At 35.7% G+C, this 16,927-nt stretch carries 16 protein-coding genes; 9 read left to right on the top strand and 7 right to left on the bottom strand.

Going from position 1 to position 16,927, the window contains the following annotated elements; translation table 11 throughout:
- Positions 1-7: 7 nt before the first annotated feature.
- The 3 genes from BM201_RS13300 to BM201_RS13310 form a co-directional block, all read right to left on the bottom strand.
- Positions 8-871 (bottom strand): hydroxymethylglutaryl-CoA lyase, encoded by an 864-nt coding sequence (locus tag BM201_RS13300; RefSeq protein WP_092543423.1) that lies wholly within the window; start codon positions 869-871, stop codon positions 8-10.
- A 160-nt stretch (positions 872-1,031) separates the two neighbouring features.
- Positions 1,032-1,646 carry a LysE family translocator gene (locus tag BM201_RS13305; protein WP_092543425.1) on the bottom strand — a complete coding sequence of 205 codons (615 nt, stop codon included), beginning with the start codon at positions 1,644-1,646 and terminating at the stop codon, positions 1,032-1,034.
- Between the two features lie 12 nt (positions 1,647-1,658).
- Positions 1,659-2,687 (bottom strand): quinone-dependent dihydroorotate dehydrogenase, encoded by a 1,029-nt coding sequence (locus BM201_RS13310; protein WP_092543427.1) that lies wholly within the window; start codon positions 2,685-2,687, stop codon positions 1,659-1,661.
- 171 nt (positions 2,688-2,858) lie between these two features.
- Between BM201_RS13310 and pepT the strand changes: the two genes are divergently transcribed.
- The 4 genes from pepT (at position 2,859) to BM201_RS13330 (ending at position 5,518) form a co-directional block, all read left to right on the top strand.
- Entirely contained in the window at positions 2,859-4,091 is a 1,233-nt protein-coding gene (pepT, locus tag BM201_RS13315; protein ID WP_092543429.1) for a peptidase T, read from the top strand.
- A 115-nt stretch (positions 4,092-4,206) separates the two neighbouring features.
- Positions 4,207-4,800, top strand: coding sequence for a YdeI/OmpD-associated family protein (locus BM201_RS13320; protein WP_092543431.1), 594 nt, complete (start codon positions 4,207-4,209; stop codon positions 4,798-4,800).
- Positions 4,801-4,911: 111 nt separating this feature from the next.
- On the top strand, positions 4,912-5,217 hold the full coding sequence (locus tag BM201_RS13325; protein ID WP_092543654.1) for a nucleotidyltransferase family protein: 306 nt from the start codon (positions 4,912-4,914) through the stop codon (positions 5,215-5,217).
- The gene (locus BM201_RS13330) at positions 5,186-5,518 is read left to right on the top strand and encodes a HepT-like ribonuclease domain-containing protein (RefSeq protein ID WP_092543433.1); all 333 of its coding nucleotides are present in this window, start codon (positions 5,186-5,188) and stop codon (positions 5,516-5,518) included. The genes BM201_RS13325 and BM201_RS13330 overlap by 32 nt, the downstream gene beginning before the upstream one ends.
- 72 nt (positions 5,519-5,590) lie before the next feature.
- Here BM201_RS13330 and yajC read toward each other — a convergent pair whose 3' ends face one another.
- The 4 genes from yajC to BM201_RS13350 form a co-directional block, all read right to left on the bottom strand.
- Positions 5,591-5,914, bottom strand: coding sequence for a preprotein translocase subunit YajC (gene yajC, locus BM201_RS13335; protein ID WP_084840957.1), 324 nt, complete (start codon positions 5,912-5,914; stop codon positions 5,591-5,593).
- 20 nt (positions 5,915-5,934) lie between these two features.
- Positions 5,935-6,399, bottom strand: a complete 465-nt coding sequence (locus BM201_RS13340; RefSeq protein ID WP_092543435.1) for a DUF1573 domain-containing protein — start codon at positions 6,397-6,399, stop codon at positions 5,935-5,937.
- A gap of 43 nt (positions 6,400-6,442) precedes the next feature.
- Positions 6,443-7,387, bottom strand: coding sequence for a transcription antitermination protein NusB (locus BM201_RS13345; RefSeq protein WP_092543437.1), 945 nt, complete (start codon positions 7,385-7,387; stop codon positions 6,443-6,445).
- An 84-nt stretch (positions 7,388-7,471) separates the two neighbouring features.
- Positions 7,472-8,575: a Glu/Leu/Phe/Val family dehydrogenase gene (locus tag BM201_RS13350; protein ID WP_092543439.1), complete on the bottom strand. Its 1,104-nt coding sequence runs from the start codon at positions 8,573-8,575 to the stop codon at positions 7,472-7,474.
- A 137-nt stretch (positions 8,576-8,712) separates the two neighbouring features.
- Here BM201_RS13350 and BM201_RS13355 point away from each other — a divergent pair, with 137 nt between their 5' ends.
- The 5 genes from BM201_RS13355 to BM201_RS13375 all read left to right on the top strand — a co-directional run bounded on the left by BM201_RS13355 (position 8,713) and on the right by BM201_RS13375 (position 16,313).
- Positions 8,713-10,470: an ABC transporter ATP-binding protein gene (locus BM201_RS13355; protein ID WP_092543441.1), complete on the top strand. Its 1,758-nt coding sequence runs from the start codon at positions 8,713-8,715 to the stop codon at positions 10,468-10,470.
- Positions 10,471-10,546: 76 nt separating this feature from the next.
- Positions 10,547-10,924 (top strand): PUR family DNA/RNA-binding protein, encoded by a 378-nt coding sequence (locus tag BM201_RS13360; protein ID WP_092543443.1) that lies wholly within the window; start codon positions 10,547-10,549, stop codon positions 10,922-10,924.
- Positions 10,925-10,999: 75 nt separating this feature from the next.
- Positions 11,000-13,519, top strand: a complete 2,520-nt coding sequence (locus BM201_RS13365; RefSeq protein WP_092543445.1) for a M14 family zinc carboxypeptidase — start codon at positions 11,000-11,002, stop codon at positions 13,517-13,519.
- A 321-nt stretch (positions 13,520-13,840) separates the two neighbouring features.
- On the top strand, positions 13,841-15,604 hold the full coding sequence (locus BM201_RS13370; protein ID WP_092543447.1) for a TrkH family potassium uptake protein: 1,764 nt from the start codon (positions 13,841-13,843) through the stop codon (positions 15,602-15,604).
- Positions 15,605-15,611: 7 nt separating this feature from the next.
- On the top strand, positions 15,612-16,313 hold the full coding sequence (locus BM201_RS13375; protein WP_092543449.1) for a potassium channel family protein: 702 nt from the start codon (positions 15,612-15,614) through the stop codon (positions 16,311-16,313).
- Positions 16,314-16,927 lie beyond the last annotated feature (614 nt).

Here is a 16,927-nt window from a genome sequence, read left to right on the forward strand (position 1 = left end):
AATTCTCCTAATGATAAGCCTTGAAGATTTCACTAGCTTTATTAAAAGCCGCCTCAAAACTTCCCATTCTAAGATTTGTGTTCTGTTTTTTGGTGTTGAAATAGGAGTACATTTTTTCTGTAGGCATATTTCCTGTAAGCTCATCTTTCGCCATCGGGCAACCACCAAATCCCTGAATGGCCCCATCAAATCGAGTACAACCCGATGTAAATGCCGCGTCTACTTTTTCGAACCAGGTTCCCGGCGTGGTGTGTAAGTGCGCACCAAACTCGATATTGGAAAATTTTGGGATTAATTCTGAAAAAAGGTACGTAATCACTTCTGGTGTTGAAGTTCCAACGGTATCAGACAGTGATAAGATCTTTACTCCCATTGCCGATAACTTTTCGGTCCATTCTCCAACAATTTCAACGTTCCAGGGATCACCGTAGGGATTTCCAAATCCCATAGAAAGATATGCTACGACTTCTTTATTAGCTTGACCTGCGATGTCTAGAATTTCCTTCAAGATTTCTACCGATTCATCAATGGTTTTATGCGTATTACGCATCTGGAAATTTTCTGAAATTGAAAATGGATATCCTAAATAAGCAATTTCAGGAAATTGAGCAGCATCTTCAGCGCCGCGCGTATTTGCTACGATCGCCAAAAGCTTACTTTTTGTCTTACTAAGATCGAGCATCGAAAGCACCTCAGCCGTATCGCGCATTTGAGGAATTGCCTTTGGAGAAACAAAGCTACCAAAATCGATAGTATCGAAACCGCATTGTAATAAAGACTGAATATATCTTGCTTTAGCCTGTGTTGGAATAAAATCTTTAATTCCCTGCATGGCATCACGCGGACATTCGATAAGTTTTATTTCTCCCATGCTTCCAAAGATAGTTTTTTAGATTTTGATAATAAAATCTAATGTTTATTCAGAAATAGATAATTGGTTCTGAAAAAATTGGTGCTATCTAGCAGATCGAAATTGTATAAATTCTGGCGTCATTTTTATACAATCATGGCAAATAAAGAACCTCTGGGAATTAAATAAGAATAAAAACTCCAATTCCTATAAACACTAAAACCTGAGTCCATTTTAAAACCACACCCGAATTTCGGTGTTTTTGAAGATATTTTGAAATACTTCCGGCAAGGATCGCAACCAATACAAAGATCAAAAACCCCTGAAGCATAAAAATGAGTCCTAAAATATAGAATTGCAGCACCGTATTTCCTTCAGGTTCCCATAAAAATCCGGGGAAAAGCGCTAAAAAAAAGATCGTCACTTTCGGGTTTAAAACATTCATTATAAATCCCTGTCTATATAATCCAAACAGACTTTTTTGTTTAATTCCTTCCGTAGAAAAAGCTATTTCAGGATCACTTTTAAAGACTTTGTAAGCCAAAAAGAACAAATAAGCCGCACCAAGACATTTTATAACCAAATAAATAGTTTCCGACTGTTTTATTATTGCTGAAACGCCAAAAGCCACCAAAGTGGTATGCACTGTTACTCCAGAAACTAGTCCCAAAGCCGTAATAATAGCATGCTTTTTCCCATTCGCCATTCCCTGTACCAAAACATAAATAATATCTGGTCCCGGGGCAAGCGTAAGTAAGATCGTTGCGGTTAAAAATGGAATGATCTGTTCTAACAAAAGCTCTTTAAATTATGATTTTGGATAATTTTCGAGGATCTTTTTATTGATCGCTTTAATTAGCGCAGGACCTTCGTAAATAAAACCAGTGTATAATTGCACCAAACTTGCGCCGGCTTCTAACTTTTCGATAGCATCCTCTGCGGTATGAATTCCGCCCACACCAATGATTGGAAAAGCTTTATTACTTTTTTCTGAAAGAAATTTAATCACCTCGGTAGATCTTTTGGTAAGTGGTTTTCCGCTAAGACCACCGGTTTCATTTTTATCTTCAGATTGTAAACCTTCTCGAGAGATTGTGGTGTTTGTTGCAATTACTCCGTCGATCTTAGTTTCCTGAACAATATCGATAATATCTAAAAGCTGAGAATCGGTAAGATCTGGTGCGATTTTTAACAATATTGGCTTTTGTTTTGTCTTCGCATTATTTAGCTCCATCAAAGTTTTCAGCAGATGCGTTAAGGGTTCTTTATCCTGAAGCGCACGTAAATTTGGTGTATTTGGCGAACTTACATTTACCACAAAATAATCTACATAATCAAATAAAGCTTCAAAACAGATCTTATAATCTTCTACAGCTTCTTCATTTGGCGTCACTTTATTTTTACCAATGTTCCCTCCAATTAAAACATCGGTATTTTTCTTAAGTTCTTCAACCATTTGCTCAACACCCCCATTATTAAAACCCATTCGGTTAATGATTGCCTGATCTGCTTTCAATCTAAACAAGCGCTTTTTATCATTACCGGGCTGTGGTTTTGGCGTAACCGTACCAACTTCAATAAACCCGAAACCAAGATTCGATAATTCCTTATATAATTTTGCATCTTTATCGAATCCAGCTGCCAATCCAACCGGATTTTTGAACTTGAGCCCAAAAACCTCCCGACTTAAACGCGGATCGTTATTGCTGAATTTTGATCTTAAAATTGCGGATACACCCGGAATTTTATTTAATTTCTTTAAACTATTAAATGTGAAATGATGAATTGCCTCTGGATCGTATTTAAAAAGTATCGGGCGAATTAAAGACTTGTACATATTCGGCTGGTTTGTGCAAAAATAAATGAATTGTAAAAATGAACATACTAAATCTTAAAAGGTTTTGTACCCGAATGTCAATTCGCTAATTTTGATTTGATAAACGAGATTTATTTCAGGGAAAAATCCTTTAGAGAATCAAGTAATTTTAGACAACTAACACCAACAAACATGATCAATAAACAAGAAGTTTTAGATCGATTTATAAGCTATATAAGCATTGACACCCAAAGTGACCCCGAAAGCAAAAGCACGCCTAGCACAGAAAAACAATGGATTCTTGCCAATAAACTGGCCAAAGAACTGGAAGAAATGGGAATGCAGGAAGTAAGTATCGACGAGAATGCTTATGTAATGGCCACTTTGCCTGCTAATGTCGATAAAGAATGCCCCGTGATTGGTTTTGTATCACATTTTGATACATCACCAGATTTTAATGGCGCAAATATTAATCCGCAGATCATCGAAAATTACGATGGTGGCGATATCGTTCTTAATGCTGAAAAAAATATTATGCTGTCTTCGGAATATTTTGACGATTTGAAACAGTACGAAGGGCAAACTATTATTACCACCGATGGAACTAGCCTTTTAGGCGCCGATGATAAAGCCGGAATTACTGAAATCATGTCGGCCATGAGATATCTTTTAGAGCATCCAGAAATTAAACACGGCAAGATTAAAGTTTGCTTTACACCAGATGAAGAAATTGGTCGTGGAGCACATAAATTTGATGTTGCAAAGTTTGGAGCAGACTGGGCATACACAATGGATGGTAGCCAGATTGGCGAATTAGAGTACGAAAACTTTAATGCCGCCAGCGCTAAAGTGACCGTTACCGGAAAAAGCGTACATCCCGGTTATGCCAAAGATAAAATGGTAAACAGCATGTATATTGCTCAGGATTTTATCAATTCGCTGCCAAGATTAGAAACCCCAGAACATACAGAGGGCAGACAGGGTTTTTTCCACTTAAGCAATATCAATGGTGATGTTGAAGAAACGGTGCTTCAATACATTATTCGAGATCATGATAAAAAGCATTTTGAAGCTCGTAAACAAATGATCCAGGATCTAGGTTTAGAGATTTGCAAACAGTACGATAGCGAATGTGTAAAGGTTGAAGTTAAAGATCAATATCGCAATATGCGCGAAAAGATCGAACCAATGATGCATATTGTGGATCTGGCAAAAGAAGCGATGGAAGCGGTTGAGGTAACACCAATCATTAAACCTATTCGTGGCGGAACAGATGGTTCTCAACTAAGTTTTATGGGACTTCCCTGCCCTAATATTTTTGCCGGCGGACATAATTTCCACGGAAAATATGAATATGTACCATTAGAAAGTATGCTAAAAGCTACTGAAGTTATCATAAAAATTGCCGAACTTAATGCCAGGTAATTCTTTAATAAATCAAGATTGGTGATTTGAGACACTGATTTTTTTATTTCGCGGAATCCTGATAATTATTGGAACTAGAGCATTTAATCTCGATTATCGAGTAAAATTGATCACTATGGCAGTAAAAGACGTAGATGAATACATTGAAGTTCACGAGTATTGGCAAACCGAATTAAGACAGATTAGAGAGATGCTTCAGGAAACCATTTTAGAAGAAACTATAAAATGGGGAGCGCCAACTTATACGCTAAAAAATAAAAATGTTGCAGGACTTGCGGCCTTTAAAAATCATATTGCATTGTGGTTTTTTAACGGAGCTTTACTTCAGCAGAACACAGGATTGCTTGCAAATGCCCAAGAAAACAAAACCAAAGCTTTACGGCAAATTCGATTTGAAAAAGGCGAAAAAATTAATACTGAAATTTTGCTTCCGTATGTTTTAGAAGCGATCGAAAACCAGAAGCTTGGAAAAACGATAAAAGCTTCAAGAAAAAAAGATCTTATCATTCCGCCTGAATTGAAATTGGCTTTAAAAAATGATGCCGAATTAAACGAATCTTACTGCCAGCTCACTTCAGGAAAACAAAGAGAATATGCCGATCACATTAGCGAAGCCAAAAGAGAAACTACACGAGCAAAGCGATTAGAAAAAATTATCCCAATGATAAAACAAGGCGTAGGATTACACGATAAGTATAAAAATTGCTGATTTATATTATTGTAACTTCTGCTTTTTAATGCTCCAGACATTCTTAAAAATCTTATCAAAAAATTAGATTATATTAGCTATATGAATCTGAAAGAATCAATTAAATATAGGATGTCTGATTTTTTGACGTTATGTAAAACTCATAACGTTAAAACATTATACGCTTTTGGTTCTTCTACAACAGATCATTTTAACGAAGATACAAGTGATATCGATCTTTTAATTGAAATTGAAAATAACGACCCTATTGAAAGAGGCGAAAATCTTATAAATATTTGGGACAAACTCGAACAGTTTTTTCAAAGAAAAGTTGATTTACTTACCAACAACTCCATTAAAAATCCAATTCTTAGACAGGAAATCGAGTCTACCAAAATTTTAATCTATGATGGACAAAAGCAGGAAATATCTATCTGATATTTTAATCGCTATTGATTTAATAGAAGATTTTATCATAGACATTTCAGATTTTAATGACTATGAGAAGGACCTAAAAACACAAAGTGCTGTAGAAAGGCAGTTGGCTATTATAGGTGAAGCTCTAAATAAATTTAAAAAAGTTGCTCCTGGTATAAATATCGAAAATGATAAAAGAATAATTTCATTTAGAAATCGACTAATTCATGCTTACGACAGCATCGATAATTCCATCGTTTGGGCAATAATTAATAGAAATCTGAAACCGTTAAAAAAGGAGATTAAAGATTTTTTAAACTAAACATTGCTTTATATCTATAAAAAAATCCCTTTAGAAATTCTAAAGGGATTTTTTTATTATTAAAAGAAAAAGTTACTTTTTCTCTTCTTTTAGCTTTTTATCTTCCTTAGCAGGTTTAGCCGGCTCGTTAAGCTTTTGGCTCATTTCAAGAGATATTGAAGATTTGTCGAAAGTGATCTTTCCAGCACCGGTTTCAATAATTACCGCGTTGTTTTTCTCACTAAAATCGACAATTTTACCATGCATTCCGCTTTTGGTAACTACTCGATCTCCTTTTTTTAATTCAGCAATAAAGCTTTTCTCCTGTTTAGCCTTTTTCATTTGCGGGCGTATCATAAAAAAATACACTACGGCAAACATTAAGATTAAAGGAAGAAACTGTTGTATTTGATCCATATAAATTTAATTCTCGCTATTTAGCTTGCGTTCTCTGCTTCTACAAAAGCTTTAATTTTTATTTGCTCTTGCCCATTTTCTGTATTTGCAGAAATGGTTACTGTTTTTTGAACCTGTCCTCTACCAGAACCATTGTATTTTACAAGCATTTCACCTGTTTCTCCTGGCTGGATAGATTCGTTTTTATGATATTCTGGCACAGTACATCCACAAGTACTTTTTGCATTAGTAATTACTAATGGCGCTCTACCAGTATTTGTAAAAGTAAATACATGTTCTACTGGCTCTCCTTGAGGAATGTTCCCAAAATCGAACTCAGTTTCATCGAATGATAGCTCTGGATATACAGTTGCTTTAGAATCACGTGCTGCTGCTGCATCTACGTTTTCAGCTTTCACTTTTTCTGAAGCGCTGCTTCCAGCATCTTTGCAAGAAGTAAAGAACATTGTTCCCACTGCTGCTATTAATAAAATTCCTTTTTTCATAATATGTATAAATTTGAGGTTTAAAATTAAGAAAAAATCTAGACTACATAAGGCCGCGCCCTATTTTATTTAATTTCCCGTCGGTTTTATATTCTTTTGAAAGCTTATCCAAAATACCGTTTATAAAAATACTACTTTTTGGGGTACTGTATTCTTTACTGATCTCCAGATATTCGTTAATTGTAACTTTCACCGGAATCGATGGAAATTCTAAGAACTCGCAGATCGCCATTTTAATAAGCACTGTATCTATCTCGGCAATCCTGTCTTTATCCCAGTTTGGTGTTTTTCCCTGCATTTCTTCAGAAAGCTTCGCATCTTTTAAATATGTTTTTCTGAAAAGATTCACTGCAAACTCTTTATCATCTATAGATTTAAAAAGCTTAGGAAGTTTATCCTCTGGCGAAGCTGTTTCCTTCAATTTCTGAAGCATTTTTACCACCGCCGTATTTACTAAAGGAAGATCATCTAACCAGGTTAGTTTTTTATCTTCAAAATAATCGTAAATCTTGTCGTTTGGCGCAATTACCTTTTTAAAGATGGCAAGAATAAAATCTTTATCCTCTTTAAACGAGTTATCTCTCGTTTCCATATAATCTGCAAACGCATCGCTTTCTTTGATCTCGTTCCATAAAATAGCAACATACTCATCGTCAAACTTCCAGTGATTAAGTTTACGATCGTCGACAATTTGCTCTAATTGGGTGTTTTGCTCTAAGATTTCAAAAACTGAATTCTGAACAAACTTCCTGTTAGGATCTTTATCTTCCTGTGTTGCGAGATGTTTTTGTTGGGAACGTTCTAAAAAAGTTTCGGCATGCGCTTTAATTTCGGTTAACAAACTTAGCTGAAGCACAAAAAGATCGTACATCTCTTCCATGCTTTTTAGCAGGAATTTCTCCTCGCTCGCAAGATTGTCATTTTCACTTTGGTTGAATGCGTATAAGGACTGCATTACCTTAACTCGAATATGTCTTCTTGTCAACATAACTGTAAAAGAACTTTTTTAGAATTTAAAAAGGGCGAAAGATTATTCTTTCGCCCTGCAAAAATACCAATATTTTGATTCTGGCTACTTCAAACTTGATTTTTTTCTATCTTCAATTCTTTGCTTGGCAATTTTAAGCGCTGCAAAGTGAGTTGTCATGTCCTCTCTTGCCGCAGTTTCAAGGATTTGCAAAGTAGTATTGTAGATATTTTCAGTCTTCGTCATAATATCCTGTCTGCTGTATTTTTCTAATTCAGCATACACATTTATAATTCCACCGGCATTAATTAGAAAATCTGGTGCATAAACGATCCCACGTTCACGTAAAATTTGCCCATGTTTTACCTCATCGTATAATTGATTATTGGCAGCACCGGCCACAACTTTACAGTTTAAACGGTTCACGGTATCATCGTTAATCGTTGCCCCTAACGCACAAGGAGCATAAATATCTACATGAGCGCTATAAACATCTGCTTCATCAAAAATAATCGCACCATATTTATTGCGAACTTCCTGTAAACGCTCCTCGCTAATATCACTAATATATACTTTAGCTCCGTCGTTAGTTAAGTATTCTACTAAGGTTTCGCCAACATGACCAATTCCCTGTACCAACACAGAACGACCTTCTAGCTCATCTGTACCAAACTGATATTTGGCAGCAGCCTTAATTCCCATAAAAACACCATAAGCAGTAACTGGCGATGGATTTCCTGATCCTCCTCTTTCTTCAGAAATTCCGGTTACATAAGGAGTTACATCTCTTACCAAATCCATGTCTGCAGTTTCCATCCCAACATCTTCAGCAGTAATATATTTTCCTCCAAGAGAATCTACATACTCACCAAACTTCATCATTAACTCTGGAGTCTTTTGGGTTTTAGCATCACCAATAATCACTGCTTTACCTCCACCAAGGTTTAAACCTGTGATCGCACTTTTAAACGTCATCCCACGAGATAAACGCAATACATCATTTAATGCTTCCCACTCGCTGGTATAATTCCACATTCTGGTACCACCTAAAGCTGGTCCCAAAACTGTATTATGAATACCTATTATTGCTTTTAATCCTGTATCTTTGTCGTTACAAAAAACAACCTGTTCATGATTATCGAACGAAAGCTGTCCAAAAACTGGTGCAGCTTTTTTAAGTTCTTTAGCATTTAAAACATCAACTTGCATAATTTGCTGGTTTTATATTAATGTCATTTTTTTAATTATCCTTAAAATGACGGCACAAAAATAAGAATATTTTAATTTTACACCATTAAAATTTGGTTAAAATATCATATCCTTAAAATTAGAGATCTTTTTTAAGAATGAAACATTTAAGAACGCTCAATAAATTCTTTCTAAAATATAAGTGGAAACTGCTTCTGGGATTGGTAGTAACGATCATCTCCCGGATATTTGGTTTGTACTTTATACCGCTTGTAGGAAATTCTACAGATGCTATACAACAATACCTGAATGGAGAACTCACCAATTATGATGCTTTTAAAGCAGAATTGATTCAGAATATCCTGCTGTTGGTAGGAACCACCTTGATCTCGGCATTTTTCACTTTTCTTATGCGACAAACATTTATTGTGGTTTCTCGTCATATCGAATATGATCTTAAAAATGTAGTGTATAAACACTACCAGGAATTGTCGCTTAACTTTTACAAAAAGAATCGTACCGGTGATCTAATGAACCGTATTAGTGAAGATGTCACTAAAGTAAGAATGTATTTAGGGCCGGCAATTATGTACACGGTTACTACATTAACTTCTACAGTTGTGGTATTGATCTTTATGATACAGGCAGCACCAGTGCTTACACTGTATACTGTAATCCCACTACCTATTTTAAGTTTTGCGATCTATAAGTTGAGTGTTGCAATACAGAAGAGAAGCACAATTGTTCAGCAATACTTATCTAAATTAAACACTTTTACCCAGGAAAGTTTCAGCGGAATTGCTGTTATAAAATCTTATGGTTTAGAACAACAAACCGATAACAACTTTACAGAACTTTCGAATTCGAGCAGGGATAAAAATATTGATCTTGTAAAAGTTCAGGCATTTTTCTTTCCGCTTATGGTTTTGCTTATCGGGATAAGTAATGTTCTTGTAATTTATGTTGGTGGTCGCCAGTATATCACCGGCCAGATCGATAACCTTGGTGTTATTGTAGAGTTTCTACTTTATGTAAATATGCTTACCTGGCCTGTGGCTTCTATTGGATGGGTTACTTCTTTAGTAAAACAGGCAGAAGCTTCACAAGAACGTATCAATGAATTTTTAGATAGTGATCCAGAAATTAAAAATCATAAAGAAACTGAAGACCAGATAAAAGGTAAAGTCACATTTAAGAATGTAAATTTTACTTATGAAGACACCAATATCACGGCTTTAAAAAATATCTCTTTTGAAGTAAATCAAGGAGAAACTTTAGCCATTATCGGTAAAACCGGATCTGGTAAATCTACGGTTCTCGATCTTATTGGCCGACTTTATGATGTGGAAGAAGGTGCTATAGAAGTTGATGGTAAAAATGTAAAAAACCTGAATCTTGATAGCCTTAGAAGAAATATTGGATACGTGCCGCAAGATGCCTTCTTATTTAGCGATTCGATTAGAAACAACATCAAATTCGGTAAAGAAAACGCGACAGATCAAGATGTGATCGAAGCCGCTAAAACAGCTTCTGTACACAAAAATATCCAGAGTTTTAGCAAAGGTTACGACACCGTTCTTGGTGAACGAGGAATCACCTTATCTGGCGGGCAAAAACAGCGAGTTTCTATTGCCAGGGCGATTATCCAAAATCCGCAAATCCTGCTTTTCGACGATTGTCTTTCAGCTGTAGATACTGAAACCGAAGAAGCAATTCTTAGCAATCTTTTCAAAATATCTCGTGATAAAACGACTATTATTGTGAGTCACAGAATTTCTTCAGCAAAAAATGCAGATAAAATAATTATTCTTGAAGACGGAAATATCGTACAACAGGGAACTCACGAAGAATTAATCAAAACAGACGGATATTATAAAGAACTGTACGCAAAACAGTTAAATGAGAAAGAAATGTGAAAATTTCTTGTAAGATGTTAATTTTTTTTAGATTTTTGAGGGCAACTTTACTAAACCATTTAAAGAATTATATTTTATGAGCGACAAGGGATTGATGGAGAAAGAAGAAATATTCTCTAAAGTACTAAGAGCGGGAAGAAGAACTTATTTCTTTGATGTGAGAGCGACTCGTGCCAACGACTATTACCTAACCATCACAGAAAGTAAAAAATTCACCAACGACGACGGATCTTTCTATTACAAAAAACACAAAATTTACCTTTACAAAGAAGATTTTGCTGGTTTTACAGAAATCCTACAGGAAATGACAGATTTTATTCTGGACGAAAAAGGTGAAGAAGTGATAAGCGAACGTCATCAAAAAGACTTTAAACCTTCTTACGAAGGTACCGGTGCAGTAGAAACCAAAACTGCTCCAGAAAATTTTACTGATGTAAGCTTTGACGATATCTAAAAAATTACTCTTAAATTGTTAACCGCCTCTCAACCAGAGGCGGTTTTTTTATTTTATACCTCAAAATTTTAAACTATGAAGAAAATTTTTATTCTCTTTTTTCTTATTTCAAGCATTAGTTTTCAGGCTCAGGATTTCGATACCTTAAGCTTGGATTACTATTTACCAAAAAACATTACCTACAATGCCGATATTCCAAAACCACAGGATGTTATTGGATTTGTGCCAGGGCAATATCACATTAGCCACGATAGATTAGTAAATTATATGAATAAACTTGCTGAAGTTTCCCCCCGCATCAGCATAGAAAATCGTGGTACTACTTACGAAGGAAGACCGCTTTTACTGCTTACCATTTCTTCTGAAGAAAATATTCAGAATATCGACCAAATTCAGCAAGATCATAAAGCTTTAGTTGAAGAAGGCTCTGCAAATATAAATACTGAGAACATGCCAATTGTGGTAAACCAGGGATTCTCGATTCATGGGAACGAACCCAGCGGAACCAATGCCGCGCTACTTGCCGCCTACTATTTAGCTGCAGCTGAAGGTGATGAAATCGAAGAATTATTAGACAATACCATTATTCTTTTTGATCCTTCTTTTAATCCAGATGGATTGCAACGTTTCGCCTATTGGGCAAACACCAATCGTAGCGCGAATATCAACGCAGATCCACAAGATCGCGAATACGATGAAGTTTGGCCAGGCGGAAGAACCAATCACTACTGGTTTGACTTAAACCGTGACTGGCTACCGGCACAATTACCAGAATCCAGAGCGAGAATTAAAACCTTCCATAAATGGTATCCTAATATTCTTACAGATCACCATGAAATGGGTTCTAATTCGTCGTTTTTCTTTCAACCTGGGATTCCGTCGAGAACGCATCCTTTAACGCCAGACCTTAACCAGGAATTAACTCAGGAGATCGGAAAATACCACGCAGCAGCTTTCGATAAATTAGGTAGCTTTTATTTTACTGAAGAAAGCTACGATGACTTTTACTACGGAAAAGGTTCTACCTTCCCCGATATTAACGGAAGTATTGGAATCTTGTTCGAGCAGGCCAGTTCTCGCGGGCATGCACAGGAAACCGATAATGGATTATTAACTTTTCCTTTCACTATTAGAAATCAATTCACCGCAGCACTTTCTACTTTAGAAGCCGCAAAGAACATGAGGGTAAAATTGTTGAATTATCAGCGTGATTTTTATAAAAACGCTCGAAACTCTGCCGCTAAAGGTGCCTGGGCTTTTGGAAGTGAAAAAGATGCCACTTCTGCTTATCATTTAGCTGAAATTATGAAAAGGCATCAAATTGAAATTCATCCGGTAGACAAGGAATTCAGCGAAAATGGCAAAACCTATAAGCCCGGTTCAGCATATATTATTCCGAAGAATCAAAGACAACATCGCCTGGTCGAAGCTATGTTAGAGAAAAGAACCACGTTTGAAGACAGCTTATTTTATGATATTTCAGCATGGACGTTTCCGCTTGCTTTCAATGTAGATTATACCAGCAATGCCTCTTTAAGTAATGCAGGAGATGCGATTGATAAACTGGAAAAACCTGCGGTTCCTTCCGTAGAAAAAAGCTCCTACGCTTACGTGATGGAATGGCATGATTACAATGCACCAAAAGCACTGAATATGATCTTGGACAAAGGTTTAAGAGCCAGCGTTGCCATGAAAAAATTTGGCACTAAAATTAAAGAATATGACTACGGAAGTATCATGATCCCGGTTCAGAATCAAAAACTAGATAAAGATGAACTTTTTGATTTTATAAAAAATGTTTCTGAAACTGCTAATATCGAGATTGATGCCGTGGGCACTGGTTTAACTTCAGGAATTAATCTTGGTAGCCGCTTTTTTCTTCCGTTAGAAAAACAAGAAATCGCTCTTTTAGTTGGCGAAGGTATTACTCCTTATGATGCCGGAGAAATTTGGCATTTATTCGACCAGCGCTACGATATTAAAGTTACAAAATTGAATACACGCAATTTTGGCCGTGCCGATCTTAGCCACTATACCGATATTATTATGGTGAATAGCTGGGGATCTGCACTGGATAAAAATGATACCGAAAAACTTAAAACCTGGATAAGAAATGGCGGAACTTTGATCGCCTATAGAAATGCTTCGCGCTACCTGAGTGCTAATGACCTGTTGGATATCAAAACAATCAATAACCGAATCGACGCTAAAAACATTAGTTTTGAACAGCGAAGAGATTTCTACGGAGCACAGGGAATTAACGGTGCTATTTTTGAAGCCGAGTTAGATCGTTCTCATCCTATTAATTTTGGATATAAAAATGATAAGCTGGCGCTTTTTAGAAATACAAGCATTTTTGTTGAAGCAGACGAGCAGAGTTATAACAATCCCATCCAGTATACCAACGATCCTTTGCTTAGTGGCTATATAAGCGAAGAAAAAAGCGAGGATATTAAAAATACAGTGCCTTTTAAAACCGGCGGTTTTGGTAGAGGAAACGTGATCTATTTTACAGATAATACAAATTTTAGAGCATTTTGGTACGGCACCAATAAGCTTTTAATGAATGCTATTTTCTTTGGCGATCACATGTAATTATGTTCTAGAAAACCTACTTTATAGCTAACTGATATTCGATAAAAAAGGCAGTTGTTTTTTTAAAACAGCTGCCTTTTTTATTCGGTCAATTTTTAAATCTCTGATGTTCTAATTTCTATTTTCATTAGTTTAAAAGAGCTTAAAACAAAATGACCAATTTGATTTGAGACCCGATTATCGTGTAAATTTTGGGTTTTATTTAAAATAATCTTTCTCCTAGTCTATGCTTTTCTCTTTATCTTGCGCTATATTTTAGCGTGTAGCGTAACTTCGATCTACACCCAACGGAACTGAATTTTACTACAACTTCAGTAGTGTATGAGTAAATATACGATTTTAAAGTACCTAAGAAGATTCTCTTTTTGGCTAAGTTTTTTTGCAGTAATTGCAATTATTTTCGATTTAGGTTTTTCTCACGAAAAATTTGTCGAAATTGAAATTAGAACTTTTTATTTTATTACACTTCTCATTGGTATTCCTTCTATCGCTTTACGATATTTTATTGCCAATGAGCGTTTTCCAAAAAAAGTACGAGTCTTTGATACGATCATATTTTCTCTTTTTATACTTTTAGCTGTTGCACAGATCGATACGATTAGGGAAAGTTTCGCTATTTTCGAGTTCTTTAATAAAATGGGCTGGATCTACCTGGCCATCATCATTTACTTTATACGAGAATTTTCGAGATTCGAATTGAAAATAAATCGCGAAATTCTAAATCCTGCTCAGCTGTTTATCATAAGTTTTCTAATCCTTATTCTTTTAGGAACGCTGTGCCTTATGCTTCCAAAAGCGACTCATGACGGAATATCATTTTTAGATGCCCTATTTACTTCAACAAGTGCTGTGTGTGTAACCGGTCTTATCGTAGTAGACACCGGTAGCTATTTTACGCTTTTTGGGCAAACGATCCTATTGGTTTTGATTCAACTTGGTGGACTTGGGATTATGACCTTTGCCAGTTATTTCAGTTATTTTTTCCGCGGAAGCACTTCCTACGAAAATCAATTAATGATGAAAAATGTCACTGATTCTGAAACTCTAGGTGAAGTTTTTTCAGCATTAAAAAAAATCTTGTTCATCACTTTTGTATTTGAGTTCATAGGCGCTCTTTTAATTTATCTAAGCTTAGATCCAAAATTATTTGAAACCGTAGGGGATCAAATTTTCTTTTCGATTTTCCATACGATCTCAGGATTTTGTAATGCAGGATTTTCTACTTTAGAATACAGCATGTATCAGCCAGAATATCGCTTTAATTTCCCGCTTCATATCATTCTTTCAGTATTATTTATACTTGGTGGTTTAGGATTTCCTATTGTACTGAACATTTACAAATATTGTAGATACTTCATTAAAAAGAATTTACTAATTTTTAAACGTCCCGACCAACCGGTAAATATGCCTTGGGTTTTAAACCTGAATTCTAGAATTGTTTTGGTAACCACGGCAGTTTTACTCTTTGGGGGAATGCTTTTCTTTATGTTCTTTGAATGGAATAATACGTTACAGGATTACAATTTCTTCGGAAAACTAGCTACCTCCTTTTTTGGATCATCTACACCAAGAACCGCAGGTTTTAATTCGGTCGACATGAGCGCTCTTAACTTTTCGACCATTATGGTCATTATGTTTTTGATGTGGGTTGGTGCTTCTCCAGGATCTACAGGTGGCGGTATTAAAACTAGTACCATTGCAATTGCTACACTCAATTTTTTAAGCTTAGCTAAAGGGAAGGACCGTGTAGAAGTTTACAATCGTGAAATCGCAAATAATTCGTTGCGTAGAGCTTTTTCTATCATGAGTTTATCGATGCTTTTTGTAGGTTTATCAATTTTAATGATCTCTTATTTTGATCCTAATATGCACTTACTGGATGTCGCTTTCGAATGTATTTCGGCTTACAGTACCGTTGGATTAAGTTTGGGAATTACTCCAGATTTTTCCAGCGCATCTAAGATCGTAATAATTATTACCATGTTTGCGGGAAGAGTAAGTATGCTTACCGTTATGGCCGCCTTTTTAGCAGATGTAAAACATTTGAATTACAAATTCCCTACAGAGGAAGTTTTAATAAACTAATAGCATTATGAAATATATCATTATTGGATTAGGAAACTTTGGTTCTTCGTTAGCACAAAAGCTAACCGCCCTAAACAACGAGGTTATTGGAGTAGATCTTCGCATGGACCGTATCGAAGCCATTAAAGATAAAATTACGCATGCCATTAATCTTGATGCGACAGAATCTGCCGCAGTATCTAATCTACCCCTAAGAGATACAGATGTTGTCGTCGTAGCCATTGGTGAAAATCAGGGAGCCAATGTAATGACAACGGCATTAATGAAAAAACTGAATGTAAAGCGCTTAATTAGCCGTGCGCAACAGGGCTTACAGGAAATGGTTCTGGAAGCAATGGGCGTAGATGAAATTATTCATCCTGAAGAAGAAACTGCCGAGCGTTGGGCAAAAAAACTGAATATGCGTGGCGTGGTAGATAGTTTTGAGCTTAATGAAGATTACAGCATTGTTGAAGTTCAGGTGCCCGATGAATACCACGATCGAACATTACAAGAAATACGCTTTAGGGAAGATTATGACCTGATCATTTTAACAACCATGAAGGTCACCGAAGGTAAAAACGATCTGGGCTGCGCTAAAAAGATCACGAATATAAAAGGTGTAGCTTCTGCAGATACCAAGCTTTACAAAGGTGATATTATGGTAATCTACGGAAATAAAAAAGACATAAGAAAGCTGCTTGAAGATCAGGAAAAGAATGATCGATGATTGATAGTTGTTAGGCCGCAGAAAGAAGCAGATATGAAAAAATTATCTTCCTGTTTTAAATTACAAATTTTACAGTTCTAGGACAAAATCCAGGCTTAAAATCCATTGATGAATTAATTGATAAAAAAACACGCTCACCAGTGGGAGCGATAATTTATGAAACTGGTGAAATTTTAATCGTTATTGCAGAAAAGCGTATCTTAAGCTCTATAAACAAAACTATTATTGATTATATTAGTAACTGTTTCAAAACTATATGAAGAATATATATTTTTACTATTTCGCAATTATCGCTCCCTTAGCGCTATTAATTTATCTGGTTCGACAGGAGTTCATAAATTCTGTCATTTTTAGTATTCTAATAGTATCGTATAGTTTGATATACCGCACTTACGTTGATGGCAAAAGGCTTGTGGATAAAAAGATTATTACTAATTCTGAAATATGGAATTTGGCATTGCCAGGCAGGAAAATACAATATTTTAAAGCTCTATATTTTTCAAAATAATCTTCATAATGAATGCCAGTAGTAAGTTTTTAAAAAGTGAGCCTCTAATTCTAAAGCTATTGTACTTCGTTGGTTTTCTATGCTTGACAGTTAGGATAACCTCTGC

This window comes from Zunongwangia mangrovi (assembly GCF_900112105.1).
GTDB classification, from domain to species: Bacteria; Bacteroidota; Bacteroidia; order Flavobacteriales; family Flavobacteriaceae; genus Zunongwangia; species Zunongwangia mangrovi.